Origin of the sequence: Halorubrum sp. SP9, assembly GCF_005435015.1 — an archaeon.
In the GTDB taxonomy this organism is placed as follows: domain Archaea; phylum Halobacteriota; class Halobacteria; order Halobacteriales; family Haloferacaceae; genus Halorubrum; species Halorubrum sodomense.
This window is the reverse complement of the sequence record NZ_SGXU01000045.1, coordinates 1-15943: the sequence shown is the minus strand read 5'-3', so window position 1 is coordinate 15943 and position 15943 is coordinate 1. Positions and strand designations below refer to the sequence as shown.

16 protein-coding genes are annotated in these 15943 nt (G+C 65.9%); 6 read left to right on the top strand and 10 right to left on the bottom strand.

Annotated features, from left to right (window positions below; all coding sequences use genetic code 11):
- The first annotated feature begins 184 nt into the window (after positions 1-184).
- On the top strand, positions 185-1192 hold the full coding sequence (locus EXE45_RS21390) for a hypothetical protein (RefSeq protein WP_137694814.1): 1008 nt from the start codon (positions 185-187) through the stop codon (positions 1190-1192).
- Positions 1193-1215: 23 nt separating this feature from the next.
- Here the strand turns inward: EXE45_RS21390 and EXE45_RS15325 are convergent, their stop codons facing one another.
- The 5 genes from EXE45_RS15325 to EXE45_RS15305 all read right to left on the bottom strand — a co-directional run bounded on the left by EXE45_RS15325 (position 1216) and on the right by EXE45_RS15305 (position 6496).
- Positions 1216-2172, bottom strand: coding sequence for a sulfatase-like hydrolase/transferase (locus EXE45_RS15325; protein ID WP_137694813.1), 957 nt, complete (start codon positions 2170-2172; stop codon positions 1216-1218).
- A gap of 168 nt (positions 2173-2340) precedes the next feature.
- A complete protein-coding gene (locus EXE45_RS15320) occupies positions 2341-3369 on the bottom strand; it encodes an NAD(P)-dependent oxidoreductase (RefSeq protein ID WP_137694816.1) in 1029 nt (342 codons plus the stop codon).
- Positions 3366-4370, bottom strand: coding sequence for an NAD(P)-dependent oxidoreductase (locus EXE45_RS15315; protein ID WP_137694812.1), 1005 nt, complete (start codon positions 4368-4370; stop codon positions 3366-3368). The genes EXE45_RS15320 and EXE45_RS15315 overlap by 4 nt, the downstream gene beginning before the upstream one ends.
- A complete protein-coding gene (locus EXE45_RS15310; RefSeq protein WP_092921887.1) occupies positions 4363-5511 on the bottom strand; it encodes an NAD-dependent epimerase/dehydratase family protein in 1149 nt (382 codons plus the stop codon). The genes EXE45_RS15315 and EXE45_RS15310 overlap by 8 nt, the downstream gene beginning before the upstream one ends.
- Positions 5512-5602: 91 nt before the next feature.
- The gene (locus EXE45_RS15305) at positions 5603-6496 is read right to left on the bottom strand and encodes a TrmB family transcriptional regulator (protein WP_137694811.1); all 894 of its coding nucleotides are present in this window, start codon (positions 6494-6496) and stop codon (positions 5603-5605) included.
- A 396-nt stretch (positions 6497-6892) separates the two neighbouring features.
- Between EXE45_RS15305 and aglM the strand changes: the two genes are divergently transcribed.
- Entirely contained in the window at positions 6893-8215 is a 1323-nt protein-coding gene (gene aglM / locus EXE45_RS15300) for a UDP-glucose 6-dehydrogenase AglM (RefSeq protein WP_137694810.1), read from the top strand.
- An 18-nt stretch (positions 8216-8233) separates the two neighbouring features.
- Here aglM and glmS read toward each other — a convergent pair whose 3' ends face one another.
- Together glmS and EXE45_RS15290 are read right to left on the bottom strand one after the other, a co-directional pair.
- Positions 8234-10114 (bottom strand): glutamine--fructose-6-phosphate transaminase (isomerizing), encoded by a 1881-nt coding sequence (glmS, locus tag EXE45_RS15295; protein WP_137694809.1) that lies wholly within the window; start codon positions 10112-10114, stop codon positions 8234-8236.
- A 2-nt stretch (positions 10115-10116) separates the two neighbouring features.
- On the bottom strand, positions 10117-11292 hold the full coding sequence (locus tag EXE45_RS15290; protein WP_137694808.1) for a sugar phosphate nucleotidyltransferase: 1176 nt from the start codon (positions 11290-11292) through the stop codon (positions 10117-10119).
- Between the two features lie 92 nt (positions 11293-11384).
- Here EXE45_RS15290 and EXE45_RS21385 point away from each other — a divergent pair, with 92 nt between their 5' ends.
- Complete coding sequence (locus tag EXE45_RS21385; RefSeq protein WP_137694807.1) at positions 11385-11750, top strand: hypothetical protein; 366 nt, start codon at positions 11385-11387, stop codon at positions 11748-11750.
- Positions 11751-11774: 24 nt separating this feature from the next.
- Here EXE45_RS21385 and glmU read toward each other — a convergent pair whose 3' ends face one another.
- Positions 11775-12983 carry a bifunctional sugar-1-phosphate nucleotidylyltransferase/acetyltransferase gene (gene glmU, locus EXE45_RS15280; protein ID WP_137694806.1) on the bottom strand — a complete coding sequence of 403 codons (1209 nt, stop codon included), beginning with the start codon at positions 12981-12983 and terminating at the stop codon, positions 11775-11777.
- 128 nt (positions 12984-13111) lie between these two features.
- On the opposite strand from glmU, the gene EXE45_RS15275 reads away from it, so the two are divergent.
- Together EXE45_RS15275 and EXE45_RS15270 are read left to right on the top strand one after the other, a co-directional pair.
- Complete coding sequence (locus EXE45_RS15275) at positions 13112-13669, top strand: hypothetical protein (RefSeq protein WP_137694805.1); 558 nt, start codon at positions 13112-13114, stop codon at positions 13667-13669.
- 15 nt (positions 13670-13684) lie between these two features.
- Positions 13685-14143, top strand: coding sequence for a hypothetical protein (locus tag EXE45_RS15270; protein ID WP_137694804.1), 459 nt, complete (start codon positions 13685-13687; stop codon positions 14141-14143).
- Here EXE45_RS15270 and glmM read toward each other — a convergent pair.
- Together glmM and EXE45_RS15260 are read right to left on the bottom strand one after the other, a co-directional pair.
- Positions 14140-15480 (bottom strand): phosphoglucosamine mutase, encoded by a 1341-nt coding sequence (gene glmM / locus EXE45_RS15265; RefSeq protein WP_137694803.1) that lies wholly within the window; start codon positions 15478-15480, stop codon positions 14140-14142. The two genes, EXE45_RS15270 and glmM, sit on opposite strands and share 4 nt — an antisense overlap.
- A gap of 76 nt (positions 15481-15556) precedes the next feature.
- Positions 15557-15772 (bottom strand): hypothetical protein, encoded by a 216-nt coding sequence (locus EXE45_RS15260; RefSeq protein ID WP_137694802.1) that lies wholly within the window; start codon positions 15770-15772, stop codon positions 15557-15559.
- Positions 15773-15865: 93 nt separating this feature from the next.
- On the opposite strand from EXE45_RS15260, the gene EXE45_RS21380 reads away from it, so the two are divergent.
- On the top strand, positions 15866-15943 hold a 78-nt coding region (locus tag EXE45_RS21380), incomplete at its 3' end, for an NAD-dependent epimerase/dehydratase family protein (RefSeq protein WP_137694815.1).

The following is a 15943-nucleotide window of genomic DNA, read 5'->3' as shown; positions in this document are numbered from 1 at the left end:
CATCTCAGATGAAACGCGCAAGACAATATTCGATAACTTGCCGATCAGTCAACCACGCTGGTGACAATCCATTGGGCCGTTCTCTGTCTAATCATTAGATTCACAATAGCAACCTTGGATTTCAGTTCGGCCAACACAACTAGGGACCGCAAGAGGATTATACGTGGTGTCTCATCTAATACCCATGTTCAAGTTCGATATTACCATTGAGAATCTCAAGAGGGGAATCTCAAATCCGTATCAAATTTTCGATGAGCTCATACTCCAACACGGGTACCGGATTCCTTCTACCGTATACAATACTCAACGTGATATTGGAACAAATATCTATACGAAAGACTGGGATTTACTAATCATATTAGATTGTTGTCGTGTTGATGCGCTACGTGAGGTCGCACCCGAATACGAATTCATAGAGGAAGTTGGCTCACTCAAAACGGTCGGGGGTTCAACTCCTGAGTGGACAGCGAAAACCTTCGACCCTGACTACCTTGATAAAATCCGACAAACTGGGTATGTCTCAGGCACAGCTCAGTTAAAATCGATTCTTGAAGAAAATCGCCCCTCGAAATCTGGCCTTTTCGGTGGACACCTAGCGTACAATCTACTTTCGTATCACGACACAGTTGATATCTCTGACCTAGGATTTGTAGATTATGCGTTTGAATACAATCTACCGAGTGATGAGATTGCGAAGCACCCAAAGGGAAAAACACCTCCACGATATATCACGGACAGAGGAATTCGAGCGGCGAGGGAGGAAAACCTAGATCGTCTCATATTACACTATATGCAGCCACACGGACCCTATGCTGCCGATGCGATTGCCGAGGGTCGTGACCTTGAGAAACACGAGGACAGACCCCTCCGATACCTCCGAAATACGGGTGATATGGAAACAGTTTGGGAGGCATACCTCAACGAGATTCGCTTCGCTTTGGATGAGGTAGAGATTGCCCTGAATAATATTGATGCTGAGAAAGTCATCATATCCGCAGATCACGGGGAAGCTTTCGGCGAGTATGGTATTTATGGCCATACAATTGGGAGCCTTCATCCACAAGTCCGTCACGTCCCGTGGGCAGAAACAACTGCTACGGACTCAAATACGTATACACCGATGATCGAAGAGAAAAATGAAGCTGATGATTCTACAGAAGAGATACTTGAAGCACTAGGGTACAAAGCTTAGCCCGTAGTCAGAGTCGAAACGGGCTAAACACTATGTCTTCCGTCGACATACCCTAACGCTTCCAGTTGTTCTTCTAAATCGTTAGACCGTACCTGATTTCCATGCGCGGGGATGATATCTTCTCGAAGCCAATCGTGTATATCAATGTGATCTATATTGTTCGTGAGATTCGGTGTGGAACCAGCGATAATGGCTGGAACGTCATGGAGGAAGTCCAGTTCCTCGTTTTTGTGTCCCCACTCACCTGATTCGCCGAGTGCTTCGCCGTGGTCACTAGTAACGATTATGGTGGCGTTTGATGGGAGAGTGTCAATAAACCGCCCTAACTGAGCGTCGATGAATTCAACAAGATTCAGATAATCTGCCCGTAGCGGCTCAGTCTCGTCCTGATGTCGGTTCCATGTGTTTGGCGAATTGTACGGAGAGTGAGCACCTTGGGTATGAACCATTATAAACGTGGGCTGTTCAGCCTCTCTGAGCCACTCTCTTGCCAAGTCGACGATTAAGGGCTCCGAGGGATGGTTGTCAACATCAAGACTGAGTCCACCGCCTCGGGTACGGTAATTAAGAAGATGTTTCACAACAGATGCTCGTGATACCTCCTTTATTAATGAACCATCCTCTGTGATATTGTAGAACTGATCAAACCCAATATCGAGTCCTTTACGGCGTGAGAACCACGGGTTTGCGACAATACCGAGCGTGTTCCACCCCTGATTTCGGAAATACTGTGGAAGTGTAGGGGTGCCCGGCTGTAAACGATCGTCTTGCGTTTCGACCCCATGCTTTTCCGGTTGCTCTCCAGTGAGAATCGAAGTCACAGATGGTAGCGTCCAAGTGGCCATCGAGCGGGCGTTATACGATTTCCCCTGTTCGGCGAGTTGTGACAGAACTGGCGTTCTCGCTTCTCCCTCATATACAGAACAGATATCTTGTCGGAGACTGTCTATAGTCCACCAGACGACAACAGGGTCAGACATAGCTACAGTACTTTCCGAACCGTAAATGAAAGTTACGAGGGGCAGTCTGCGAGACGCATAAGTATAATTGATTGGATCTTAATAATTTTGTAAGTATTTCCGATATACACTGTCCCTAGACCTGAATGGAATGACAAAATAATTACTAAAAAGTAGCGCTTTAGTGAATTATTGATTCTTCGCATTCCCGCTCAAAACTCGGTAAACTGAGTCTGAGATGAATTCTTCTGTGTTCCAATTTATCGTACTTTGTGTATTCGAAGTATCGACATCAAATCTCTCAACTACCGTTTCGTTACCCCTGGGGTTCTCAATAAGTTCGATATCCACATTAGTCTCTAAGACATCTTCAGCCGCATTCTGGACAATCTCCGCAGCCTCCATTACACTCATATCCTCATCACTCGCAATCTCGTACGTCTCCGTTCCAGTCTCCTTGCGTTCCAACTGCTCCACCAACCGCTCCGCGCTTCGCACGTACGCCCGCGCCACGTCCTTCACGTGAACGAAGTTCCGCGCCTGCGTCCCGGGCTCGTACACTGTCAGCGTCTCGCCCGCGAGCGCCCGGTTCACGAAGAAGTTGATCACGGTCGGTTTCCCAACCTCCGTCCCGTCGACGACGTGCTCGCCGTAGAGGTTCGACTTCAAGAAGAGGTGTGCCGGGAACGCGCCGTCCGCGAACGCCTCGATCGACCGCTCGCCGAGTAGCTTCGTCCGTCCGTACCAATTCAGCGGATCGCGCGGCTGGTCGGCCGTAATCGGGAACTCCTCCGGATCGCCCAACACGGCCATACTAAATGGGAACGCGAGCGCGGCACCCGTCTTCCGGCAGAACCACGCCACGTTGTTCGTCCCAGTGACGTTCACCTCATATGCGAGATCCGGATTCTCGTCGCAGTCGTCGACGCCGCTGATCGCCGCGAGGTGACACACCACGTCCGCGCCTTCGAGCGCGTCCTCCAGTCGGTCGCGGTTTCGGATGTCGACGTGTTCGACCTCGACGTCACCGATCGAATCCACCTGCCCGCGGTACTGGTTGTCGATCGCGATGAGCTCCCAGTCGGGATACGCCTCCTGGAACTCCACGACCACGCGACTGCCGATGTAGCCGGCCGCCCCCGTGACCGCGATCGTCGGCGTCTCAATCGCTTTGCCGTTGCTCTCTTCGTCTATCTCGGTGTCTGTCGTCTCGGTCATACTTGGGTCGCCTCCTCGCCCGTCAGTTCGCTCGCAATATCCCGAACACCTTCCCGCAGCGTCCACTCCGTCTCGAACCCGGTCTCGGCCAAGCGGTCGAAGTTCACGTGATACGAGGGGCCGGGCTGTTCGTCCTCCAGGTACGTCACGTCCAGATCCCGATCGATCTCCTCGCGGACGATCTCCGCGATCTCCGCGATCCGGTAGTTCCCCTCGTTCGAGCCGACGTTGTACACGCGCTGGGGCCACGCGTCGGGATCCAACGCGGCGTCGAGATACGCTCGCGCGGCGTCGCGCACGTGGATGAACGGCCGCCAGTTCGACCCGTCGCCGTACACCGTCAGCGGGCGGTCGGTGAGCCCGCGGAAGACGAAGTGGTTCACCACGAGGTTGAACCGGACGCCCGGCGACCAGCCGTAGTTCGTGCTCATCCGGAGCGCGGTCGCGTCGAAGTCGTACGCGTCGACCGCCTCGTTGAGCAGGCGCTCGCAGGCCACCTTCGACTCGGCGTAGGGATTCAGGGGGTTCTGCTCGGTCGTCTCGTCGATGTCGCGGCTCGCCGCGCGGCCGTAGTTGTTACACGAGGAGGCGACGACGACGCTGTCGACGTCGAACTTCCCCGCGGCCGTGAGCACGTTCTCGGTGCCGTCGCGGTTGACCGCGAACGTCTCCTCGCGCCGGTCGTGCGTCGACGCGGCGCCGGTGATCGCCGCGAGGTGGATCACGGCGTCGACGCCGCGGGTCGCGCTCTCGACGGCGCCGTAGTCGCGGACGTCACCCCGGCGGAAGTCGAGTCGGTCGCCGACGCAGCCGGCGAGGTGCGCGGGCGAGCCCGCCGCCAACGAGTCGAGGACGACGACCTCGCTCACGCGCGCGTCGTCGAGCAGCCGCGGGACGAGCGCGCTCCCGATGTACCCGCAGCCGCCGGTGACGAGGACGCACCGGCCGTCATCGCGAGCGGCGGCCTCGTGCCCACTCGCGTCGGCGCCCGACTCACTCATCAGTCAGGACGCCCGGCAGGAACCGGTCCTCGTGGGCCGCGATCCGCTCGCGCTCCTCGACGAGCGTGCCGAGCACGTCGCGGATCCCGGACTCGAGTTCCTGACGCTGGCCGCCCACGAGTTCGAGGAACCGCTCGTTTTCCATCTCCATTTTGTGTTCCTCGTCCTCTTCACGGGGGTTCTCGTAGTGTTTCACCTCGGCGTCCAGATCGAATTCGGCGCCGACCTCGGCGATCGTCTCCGCCAGCTCGACGATGGCGATCGGCCGGGTGACCTGGTTGTACACGTCGATCCCGTCGTCGCCGGAGTGGCCCTGCTCGACCAACCGGACGAGGCTCTCGACGGCGTCTTCGAGGCTCACCATCGGCTTGCGCTGCTCGCCCTTCCCGTACACCGTGATCGGGTAGCCCGCCACGGCCTGCGCGCAGAACCGGTTGACGACGGTGCCGAAGTAGTAGTCGAAGTCGAACCGTGTCGGGCTTTCGTGTTCGCGCGTCTCCTCGGTTTCCGTGCCGTAGACGATGGCGGTCCGCACCTCGCTCATCGGGAAGTCGAACTGCGACTCGGCGAGCCGCATGTTCGCGGCGTCGAACGACTTCGTCTGGTGGTACCAGCTGCCGCCCATCGCCGGGAACGGAACTTCGTCTGAGCCGCCCTTCCGGTCGACCTCGAGGCCACCCTCCGGAATCGGGAAGTGCGGTGCCCCGTAGATACCGGTCGTCGTCGTCTCGATGAAATGGGTGTCCGACAGGCCCGTCTCGTGGAGCCCGTGGAGGAGGTTCAGCGTCATCGAGACGTTGTTGCGCTGGGTGTACAGCGCGCGCTCGCCGTTGATCGACGAGTAGGGCGCGCTGGGCTGGGCGGCCGCGTGAAGCACCGTATCGGGCTCGTGGGTGGCCAACAGCTGGAGGACGAAGTCGCGGTCCGCGAGGTCGCCCTCGACCAGGCTGAGGTTCTCGACCCGCTCGAACCGCGCTTCTGGGTCCTCGATTCGCGTTGCCGAAACGCTCCCCGACTCGGAGACCCAGTCACGCCGCGAGAAGTCGTCGACACAGACGATGCGCTCGTCGAGGCGGTCGGCCAGCCGCAGCGCGGTCGGCCACCCGAGGTAGCCGTCGGCACCGGTGAGTAGGACGGTCATCGTTACTCGGTCATCGAGTAACTACAAGTAAAGGCTTTGCGGTTGGGTTCGCCGCGGTGATAACGGCCCGTGCCGGAGCGACGCGCTCGCGTTACTCGACGGCGTCTCCGTCCGTGGCCGCATCTTGATCGGGGTGGGGATCGGGGTCGGCGGGGATGCTCTCGTGGCGCCACAGCAGGTCGAAGTACTGCCACATCCCCGCCACGAACGACGGGTTCTCCGTGACTGCGGCCTGTCGGTGGTGGTTCGGTACCTCCTCCTGTTCGACCATGAGCAGCCCCTGGCCCGACTCGTACGACAGGCTCGGGTCGACGAACGTCCCGCGCCAGGGCAGCAGGCGGTCGCTGACGCGCACGGAGACCGACGGGAATTCCCCGGCAAGCAGCGTTCGGATTTCCGCCTGTCGCCGGCGGTTTTCCGGCGACAGCGTGTCGGGGTGTAACAACAGGACGTCGACGTCAACGCCGCGGTCGGCCGCGTCTCGGATCGCGGGCCGGACGGCGTCGATGTAGCCGAAGCTCTTCGAGAGGACGTACACCGCCTCCTCCGCCTCGCGGAACAGCCGCCGCGTCTCGCGCTCGCTCGGCTCGCCCACGTCGACCACGTGAAACAGGTCCTCCGTCGGGCTGAGCTCGTCGACGCCGCGGTCGCGGACCGGCGCGTACTCGTCGACGAACGCCTCCTCGACGGCTTCGACGTCCTCACGGAACCGCTCGTAGGCGTGTCGCCGGTTCTCGACCGCCCGCTCGGCGATCGCTGCCGGCTCGTGGGGCTCGTACCGCTTCGGACGGCCCGGGATCACCTTCACGTATCCCGCCTCCGAGAGCGCGTCGAGCACGCCGTAAATCCGCGCCTTCGGGATTCCGGTCGCCTCGGCGAGATCCGGCGCCGTCGTTCGCCCCAACAGCAGCAGTTCCTCCAAGGCGTCGGCTTCGTACTCGGTGAGATCGAGCAACGAGAAGAGGTCCTCGCCGGAATCGGCCATGGGCGGTCATCCTCGTTCGCTCCGTAAGTACGTACTGGTGCTGCCGGAACAGTTATTATGTGGGCGCCTATACGGTTACTCAGATCATGAGTAACTCCGATGCCGCTGACGACGCCCACCTCGCCGACGTCCCGGACGGCGCGGGCTGTACGGAGATCTGGGAGCGACTCTCTGAGGGCCGCGACGAGGAGCCGGACGACGAGTAACCCGACCGTTAAAGCGATCTCGCGGAGATCTGTGGCGCGTACTGGCTGTCACTTACTGGGTGTGAGACCGTCTCCTGAGAAGACTCGCAGCGGGACGGCAGCATCGAACCGAACTCCGACACGGAACACAGAATTCCGAGAAATACCGACCAAATAATTCTTGTCGGTGATTGTCGAACCGCTACGTAGAATGGACCTCTCTATCGTCGGCAGCGGCTACGTCGGCACGACGGTCGCCGCCTGCTTCGCCGATTTGGGCCACGACGTGGTGAACATCGACATCGACGAGTCGGTCGTCGACGCGATCAACGCCGGCGACGCCCCGATTCACGAAGAGGGCCTCTCGGATCTCATCGCCGAACATGCCGGGCCGAACGGCACCGGCCGCCTCCGAGCGACCACCGACTACGCGGCCGTCCGCGACACCGACGTGACCTTCCTCTGTCTCCCCACGCCGCAGAACGACGACGGCAGCATCGACTTGTCGATCATGGAGGCCGGCGCGAGCCAGCTCGGCGAGACGCTCGCCGACAAACCCGACTGGCACACGGTCGTCGTCAAGAGCACGGTCGTGCCCGGCTCGACGGCGGACACGATCACGCCGATCCTCGAAAGCGAGAGCGGCAAGACTGCCGGCGAGGCGTTCGGCGTCGGCATGAACCCGGAGTTCCTCCGCGAGGGGACCGCGGTCCACGACTTTCTCAATCCGGACAAGGTCGTCCTCGGCGCGGACGACGACCGCGCGCTCGAGGACATGCGCGCGGTGTTCGCGCCGCTCGTCGAGGCGGCCGACGCGCCGGTCGTCGACACCGACACGCGCACCGCCGAGATGATCAAGTACGCCAACAACGGCTTCCTCGCGGCGAAGGTCAGCCTCATCAACGACCTCGGAAACATCTGTAAGGAGCTCGGCGTCGACGCCTACGAGGTCGCGGACGCGATCGGGCTCGACGACCGGATCAGCGAGCGGTTCCTCCAGAGCGGCGTGGGGTGGGGAGGCTCTTGTTTTCCGAAAGACACGCGCGCAATTATCGCTGCCGCGGAGGAGACCGGCTACGAGCCGGCGGTGCTCAACGCCGCGGTCGAGGTCAACGACCGCCAGCCGGCGCGGCTGGTCGAGCTGCTGGCCGACCACCTCGACGACCACCGTGATCGCGGGGTCGACGGCGCCGAGATCGCCGTCCTCGGCCTCGCGTTCAAACCCGGCACCGACGACATGCGGAACTCCCGCGCGATTCCGGTGATCGACGACCTCCAAGAACGGGGGGCGACGGTCACCGCCTACGACCCGGTCGCGGCCGACAACGCCCCGGACTACGTCGACGACGTGACGTACGCGGAGTCGGCCGCCGCGGCGCTCGACGGCGCCGACGCGGCGGTCGTCGTCACCGACTGGGACGAGTTCGCCGCGCTCGACGAGGAGTTCGACGCGATGGCGACCCCGATCGTCGTCGATGGGCGCCGCATCATCGAGCGCCGCGAGGGGATCACGTACGAAGGGCTGACTTGGTAGGAGAAGGGAACGCCGCGGTTACTCTACCGTCACGCTCTTCGCGAGGTTCCGCGGCTTGTCGATCGATCGTCCCTTGTCGTTGGCCACGTGGTACGCGAACAGCTGGAGGTAGACGTTCGCGACCAGCGGCTCGACGAGTCCCACGTCCGGGACCGGGAGCGACACGTCGAGCGTGCCGTACTCCTCGCCCGCGGACGCGCAGCCGATGGCGGGCGCGCCGCGCGTCTGCGCCTCGGTGACGTTGTTCATCGTCTCGTCGGCGCGCGCGCCGTCGGTCAGGACGGCCAACACGGGAGTTTCGGGCGTTACGAGGGCCAGCGGCCCGTGTTTCAGCTCGCCGGCGGCGAACCCCTCGGCGTGGTCGTAGGAGATCTCCTTGAGCTTCAACGCGCCCTCCAGCGCCACCGGGACGCCGAGCTCCCGGCCGACGAAAAAGAATGCTTCGCTGTCGCCGTACTCGCTCGCGGCCTCGCGAACCGCGTCCTCGTTGTCGAGCACCTGCTGGACCGCGCCGGGGAGGTCGCGGAGCCCCTTCAACACGGGGCGCGCGTCGGCGGCGGCCAGCGCGCCGCGCTCGCGCCCGATCGCCACCGCGAGCATCGTCAGCGTCGCCACCTGCGAGGCGAACGTCTTCGTCGCCGCGACGCCGATCTCGGGGCCGGCACGGATGAACGCGGTGTCGTCCACCTCGCGGGTCACGGTGCTACCGAGGGTGTTCGTCACTGCGAACGTCCGCGCGCCGGCGGCGTTCGCCCGACGGACCGCCCCGAGCGTGTCGGCGGTCTCGCCGCTCTGGGTCACGGCGACGACGAGGGTGCGGTCGGAACTCCGGCCCGCGCCGAACTCGTACTCGCTGGCGATTTCGACGGTCGCGCGCACCCCCGAGAGCTCCTCGAACAGCTGCGCGGCGTACCGCCCGGCGTAGTTGGAGGTGCCGCACGCGACGATCTGGATCTCCTCTAAGTCGGCAAGGAACCCCGGCGGGAACGCGACGTCGAGGTCGACGCCCCCCCCGTCGACGTCGAGCCGCCCTGCGATGGTCTGCCGCAGCGCTTCGGGCTGCTCGTGGATCTCCTTTCGCATGTAGTGCTCGTAGCCGCCCTTCTCGGCGGCGTCGGCCTCCCACGTCACCGTCTCGACGCCGCGCTCGACGCGCTCGCCGTCGGCGTAGATGTCGACGCCGTCGGCCGACAGCGCCGCCACGTCGCCGTCCTCCAGGTAGGTCACCTCCCGGGTGTGTTCGAGGAAGGCCGTCACGTCGCTCGCGACGAACGTCGCGTCCGCGTCGCGCCCCAACACGAGCGGGCTCCCGCGGCGCGCGACGACGATCCGATCGTCGTCCTCGCGGACGGCGCAGATCGCGTAGCTCCCCTCGAGCCGGTCCTCGACGCCCCGGACCGCGTCGAGCAGGTCCGCCTCGGAATCGGCGGCGAGCTCCTCCTCGATCAGGTGCGGGATGACCTCGGTGTCGGTGTCGCTCGTGAACTCGTGGTCGGCCAGCTCGGCCTTGAGCGCCTCGTGGTTCTCGACGATCCCGTTGTGGACGACCGCGACATCGCCGGCGCAGTCCGTGTGCGGGTGAGCGTTGGCGTCGGTCGGCGGGCCGTGCGTGCTCCAGCGCGTGTGGCCGACGCCGAGCGCCGCGTCCGGCACGTCCGGAACGGTGAGGTTATCGACCTCGCCCGACCGCTTCGCGACGGTGAGGCCGCTCGACGCGCCGACGAGCGCAACCCCGGCGGAGTCGTAGCCGCGGTACTCCAAGTTGCGAAGTCCCTCGTGGACGATGTCGCCGACGCCGGCGACCCCGCCGTCGCCCGCGGCGCCGTCGCTGCCCCCCGTGCCGTCGGCGTCGCCGTCCAGCGCGATCCCCTCGCCGATGTATCCGGTGATGCCGCACATGGTTACCCCCTCCGGACGACCGCGCCCGACTCGACGCGACCGTCGATCACGACCCCCGCGTCGGCCGTCACGTCGTCGCCGACGACCGCGCCGTCGGTGAGCGTCGCGCCCGCTCCCACCGACGCGTTGTCCCCGACCACGCCGGCGAGCTCGACGCCGCGGTGGACCGCGTCGCCGACGACGACCGTCGCCGGCCCGCCGGCGATCGTCGCGTTGGGGCCGACCCGCGCGTTGCCGGCGACGATCGCGTCCCGGACCACGGCGCCCGCGCCGATCACGGCGTCGGGGAAGATCACGGCGTTCTCGACGACCGCGCCCGCCTCGACGGTCGCGTTGCTTCCGAGCGCGGTGCTGCCGCCGAGCGTGACGTTCGGCCCGACGCGGACGTTGCCCGCGAGCGCCACGTCGTCGGCGACGGTCACCGACTCACCGAGGCTCGCGCCCGCCGTCTGGGGGGCGGTGGCCTCGTCGACGAGCCCCGCGTTGACGGTCAGCAGGTCCCAGAGGTTCGACACGTCGAGCCAGCGCCCGTCGTACCGGACTGCCGACAGCGGCTCGCTCCCGGCGAGGTCGTCGAGCGTCGCCGTGATCGTCAGCTCGCCGGTCGCGTGCGTCTCGCGGATCGCGTCGAAGACGGCCGGCGAGAAGGCGTACACGCCGGCGTTGATCTGGTTGGTCTCGACCGGGCCCTCCGGCTTCTCGTCGATCGCCGTCACGCGGTCGCCGTCGAGGGTGACGACCCCGTACTCGCGGGGGGTCGCCGCGGACGTGACCGCCATCGCGGGGGCATCGCCGTCGCGCGCCCGGTCGCGCAGCCCCGAGACGATCGACGAGTCCACGATCCGGTCACCGTTGAGCACGACGAACGGGCCGTCGACGACCGGCTCGGCCTGGAGGACGGCGTGGCCGGTGCCGAGCTGGGTGGCCTGTTCGACGTACTCGATCGTGACGCCCCAGTCGTCGCCGTCGCCGAAGTGGTTCCGGATGCGCTCCTGCTCGTAGCCGACGACGAGAACGATTCGGTCGATCGCCGTCTCCGTGACGGCCACGACGACGTGTTCGAGTAGGGGACGGTTCGCCACGGGGACCATCGGCTTCGGCCGCCGGTTCGTCAGCGGCGCCAACCGCCGGCCCTCGCCCGCGGCGAGGATCACCGCGGTCACGGAGTCGGTTGTCATACAGTCCCCGTCGCCCGCCCGGGTGTTAAATCGCTCGCGCGAGGCCGGGTCGTTGGCGAAGAGTAAAGTAGAGTAAGATGTCTATCTCCCGTGTGTCGAAATCGGCCGTCATCGCGGACGACGACGAGACGATCCGGTCGATCCTCCAGTACAAACTGTCGAACGCGGGCTACGAGCCGACGGTGTGTCACGACGGCGAGGAGTGCCGGCAGGCGCTGAACGGGACCGCCGCGGCCTCGTACGCCCCCGCCGACGGGACGGCCGACGGCGGGACGGCGCGACCGCTCGACGCCGCGACGAATCTCACCCACGCGGTCCCGGGCGGGTCGGACGGCGCCCTACGATCTCTCGAGTTCGTCCCGCCGACGTGGGATCGACCGGCGTACACGGAGCGGCTCAAGGAGTCGGCCGACGCGGTCGCCGACGTCTTCGACCGGTACGCGCGGCGAGGGGACTGAGCCCGCTCCGGCGTCGCCCGCACGCTACTCCGAGAGCCGGTCGCGCGTCAGCGCCTCGCCGGGACCGGTCGTCTCGTCGGCGCCCAGCACGACGCCGGCGTTCAGCGAGGTGTTGATCCCGGTCTTCGCGCCGTCGCCGACGATCGCGCCGAGCTTCCGGCGACCGGTGTCGACGCGGTCGCCCTTCACGGTCAGTCGGACGTTCTCGCCGTCGTGCCGGAGGTTCGCGACGTTCGTCCCCGCGCCGAAGTTCACCCCCCGACCGAGCACGGAGTCGCCGACGTACGAGAGGTGGCCGACCGAGGCGTCGGCCATCAGCACCGAGTTCTTCACCTCGACCGAGTGGCCGACGTGGGCGTCGGGGCCCACGACGGTCGAGCCGCGAATATAGGCGTTCGGCCCCACGTCTGCGCCCTCGCGGATCAGCGCCGGCCCCTCGACGTAGGCGCCCGAGCGGACCCGCGCTCCCTCCTCGACGACGACCGGCCCGTGAAGGTGAACGTCCTCCTCGACGGTCCCGGCGAGCTCACGCTCGTCGTCGAGTTCGTCGAGCGCCAGCTCGTTCGCTTCGAGGAGTTCCCACGGTCGGCCCACGTCGAGCCAGGTGCCGTCGTACCGCGCCACGTCGATCCGCCGGCCGTCGCCGAGCAGGAGGTCGATCGTCGTCGTGATCTCGTACTCGCCGCGCTCGCTCTCGGGCGTGCGGTCGATGTACTCGAACACCTCCGGCTCGAACGCGTAACAGCCGACGTTCGCGAGGTTCGTCGGCGGGTCGTCGGGCTTCTCGACGATCCCCGCGAGCGACCCGTCGGCCGCGGTCGAGAGCACGCCGTACGCCCGCGGGTCCGGAACCTCGGTGGCGGCGACGGCCGTCCCGCCCACCTCCGCGAGCGCCCGCGGGAGCGACGCGTCGACGACCACGTCGCCGTTGAGTACGAGGAAGTCGTCGTCGACGACGGGTTCCGCCTGCGCCACGGCGTGGGCGGTGCCCAGCGCCTCCGCCTGCTCGACGAAGTGGACCGGCCGGTCGCGGTACGTCTCGCCGATCGCCTCGCGGATTCCCTCGCCGCGGTATCCGGTCACGACGACGAACTCGTCGACCACCTCTCGGGCCGTGTCGAACACCCGTTCCAGCAGCGACCGATCTCCGACCGGGAGGAGCGGTTTCGGGCGTCGGTCCGTCAGCGGTCGCATCCGGGTCCCGCGGCCGGCCGCGAGCACGACTCCGTACATGGACGGGCCGACGGCGGGGCGGGGTTTAGCCGCTGCGGTCGGTGCGGTCGCCGGGGCCGAATACGTAGTAATAGTTGTTATATCTCTGCTACCAAAGATATATGTCTCTTACACCGCGACTAGATGGTATGTCGAACGACACCGCCGCCGACTCGTCGTCGCACGGAGACCGCGAGGCCCGGCGTCGATGGAAAGACGACCGGACCACGTTTCAGCGGGTGTACGACGTGATGACCGGCGTGACCGAACCCGCGTCGGCGAGCGAGGTCGCCGAGCGCGCGGCGTGTTCGCCCGACGGCGCGCGAAACGCGCTCACTCAGCTGGCCGAGCTGGGCATCGTCGACCGGCGCGGGAGTCGTCCCGCCGAGTACCGCCGCAACGAGTCGTACTTCGAGTGGAAGCGCGTCGAGACGCTGGCCGACGACCACACCGCCGCGGCGCTCCGCGAGCGCTTAGACGACCTCCTCGCGGAGGACGCCGACCTTCAGGAGTCGTTCGGCGTTCCGGACCCGGACGCCGTCTCGGTCGCGCCGGTCGAAGGCGGCGACCACGCGGCGGTCCACGACCGGCTCGAGTCGCTGTCGCGGTGGCGCACGGTGCGGCACGACATCGAACTCCTCCAGCGAGCCGTCTCGCGGGCCCAGGCGCGCGGCCGCGACGAGACCGACCTCGGCGCGTCGGCCTGAGGCGTCCCGAGCCACATGTCGGACGATGACGACGACGCCGAGACCGCGGCAGACAGCGGTCGGCTCGACCGGACGGCGATGGAAACCATCGGGCGCCGGGCGGAGACACACCCGCTAGTCGAGTCCTGGCGGTTCGAGCCGGATCGGATCGCTCCCCGATCGCTGGTGCTCACGCTGGACGCGACCGCGTATCCGTCCGCCGTCGACGCCGCCCGGATCGACGTCCACTGGTTCGTGACGGGCGACTACTACTTTCATTACGTCGAAGAACGGAGCCCGTCTCGGTTCCAGTGCCGTTGGGACCGCCACCCGAAGACCGACGCGACGAGGAACCACTTCCACCCGCCGCCGGACGCGAACGGCGTCGAACCGTCACCGCTCGGCGACCACCACCTCGACGTCCTGTTTTCGGTTCTCGACTGGGTCGCCGAGCGCGTGGAACGACGCCACGACGAGTCGGACCGCCCCGCCTAAGACGCGTCCGCAGCGGCCCGCTCGACGAGGTCTCGCGCGGTCTCGAAGAGCGCGTCGGCGTCGTCCGCCTCGCGCGCTTCGGCCGTGATCCGGACGAGCGGCTCCGTCCCGCTGGCGCGCACGAGGAACCAGCCAGTCTCCGTCTCCACGCGGATCCCGTCGAGCGTCGAGACGTCGTCGTACTCCGCGACCGCGACCTCGCCGACGCGCTCGACGATCGCTCGCTTCGCCTCGGTCCGCACCGAGTCGCGCCGGATCGGGTAGTCGGGGAGGTCGTCGACGAGCGCCGCGAGCGACCCCTCCGCGTCAATGAGCGCGGTCAACACGCAGGCCGCGAGGGGGCCGTCGGGACAGAGCGTCCGCTCGGGCCAGATCCACGCGCCGCTCGGCTCGCCGCCGAAGGCGACGCCCGGCTTCGACGCCTCCGCGGCGACGAACGCGTCACCGACGGGCGTGTAGGTCACGTCTGCGTTGACCGCCGCGAGCGCGTCCGCGACGAGGAGGCTCGTGTCGACCGGGACCGCCACGCGGTCGCCCGGACCGGCCTCGCGCCGCGCGAACAGCGCGAGCAGCGCGTCGCCGGAGACGAACCGCCCGCGCTCGTCGATCGCCATCATGCGGTCGGCGTCGCCGTCGTGGACGAGTCCCAGGTCGGCGTCGGTCGCCGCCACGACCTCGCGGGCGGTCTCGCAGTTCGCCGCGGTCGGCTCGCTCGGGCGGCCGGGGAACCGGCCGTCTCGCTGCCCGTTGAGCGTCTCGACGTCGCAGCCGGCGGCGTGGAGCGCGTCGGCGGTGACGCGGCCGACCCCGTTGCCGAGGTCGACGACGACCGAGAGGTCGTCGGGCAGCGGGACGGTCTCGCGGAGCGCACGCTCGTGAAGGCGTCGGGCGTCGCCGCCCGCGACCGCGTCGCGCCGCTCGACCGTGCCGATCGCGTCGTGGCCCGCGAAGTCGAACGACTCCGTCTCGACGATTTCGGTAATCCGGTCGTTGCGTTCCTCGTCGAACGCGCGCCCGTCGGCCGCCCAGAGCTTGATCCCGTTGTCGGGCGCCGGGTTGTGCGAGGCGGTGACGACGACGCCGGCGTCGGCGCCCTCGCGGACGACCGCCCGCGCCACCGTGGGCGTCGCCTCGACGCCGACGTCGACGACGTCGGCCCCGCACTCGGTGAGCCCGGCGAGGAGCGCCCGAGCGAGCATCCGCCCGCTGTCGCGAGCGTCGCGCCCCACCACGACCGTCGCCGCGCCGTCCGTCGCGAGCGCGCGCCCCACGTCGAGCGCGAGGTCCGCGGTCACCGTCTCGCCGACCGGCCCGCGAACGCCGCTGGTTCCGAACATACCTGCTCATCGCCGGCCTCCGCAAAGACGATTCGGGATAGCAGTCGGCCACCCGTCGCGACCGCTGCGGTTTCGGTCAGGTCTCCTCCGAATCGGAGCGACCGTCGCCGGGTCGCTCTGTGTCGACCTCAAACGGAACAGCCGATTCCGGGTCGAGTGGCTGCCGCCCGGTCACGCCTGCGAGGCTCCCACCGCTGTCCAGCGCGTCTGCGATCGCCTCGCTGAAACTCCGATCGGCCCTCTCGCGATTGAGCCGTCGGTACTCCTCGTCGGTGACTTCGATACGCTTCACGAGTCCAGTGTGAGTTCCGCCGGTGATAGCTCTCGGACCCCCTGCCGACGCCGAACCGACACGATAATCCCGACGCCCCGACGAGAACGAGATATGCAGGACAAACGCGTCCTCGTCACGGGCGGGGCCGGGTTCATCGGCTCGAACCTCGCGAACCGCCTCGCAGGCGAC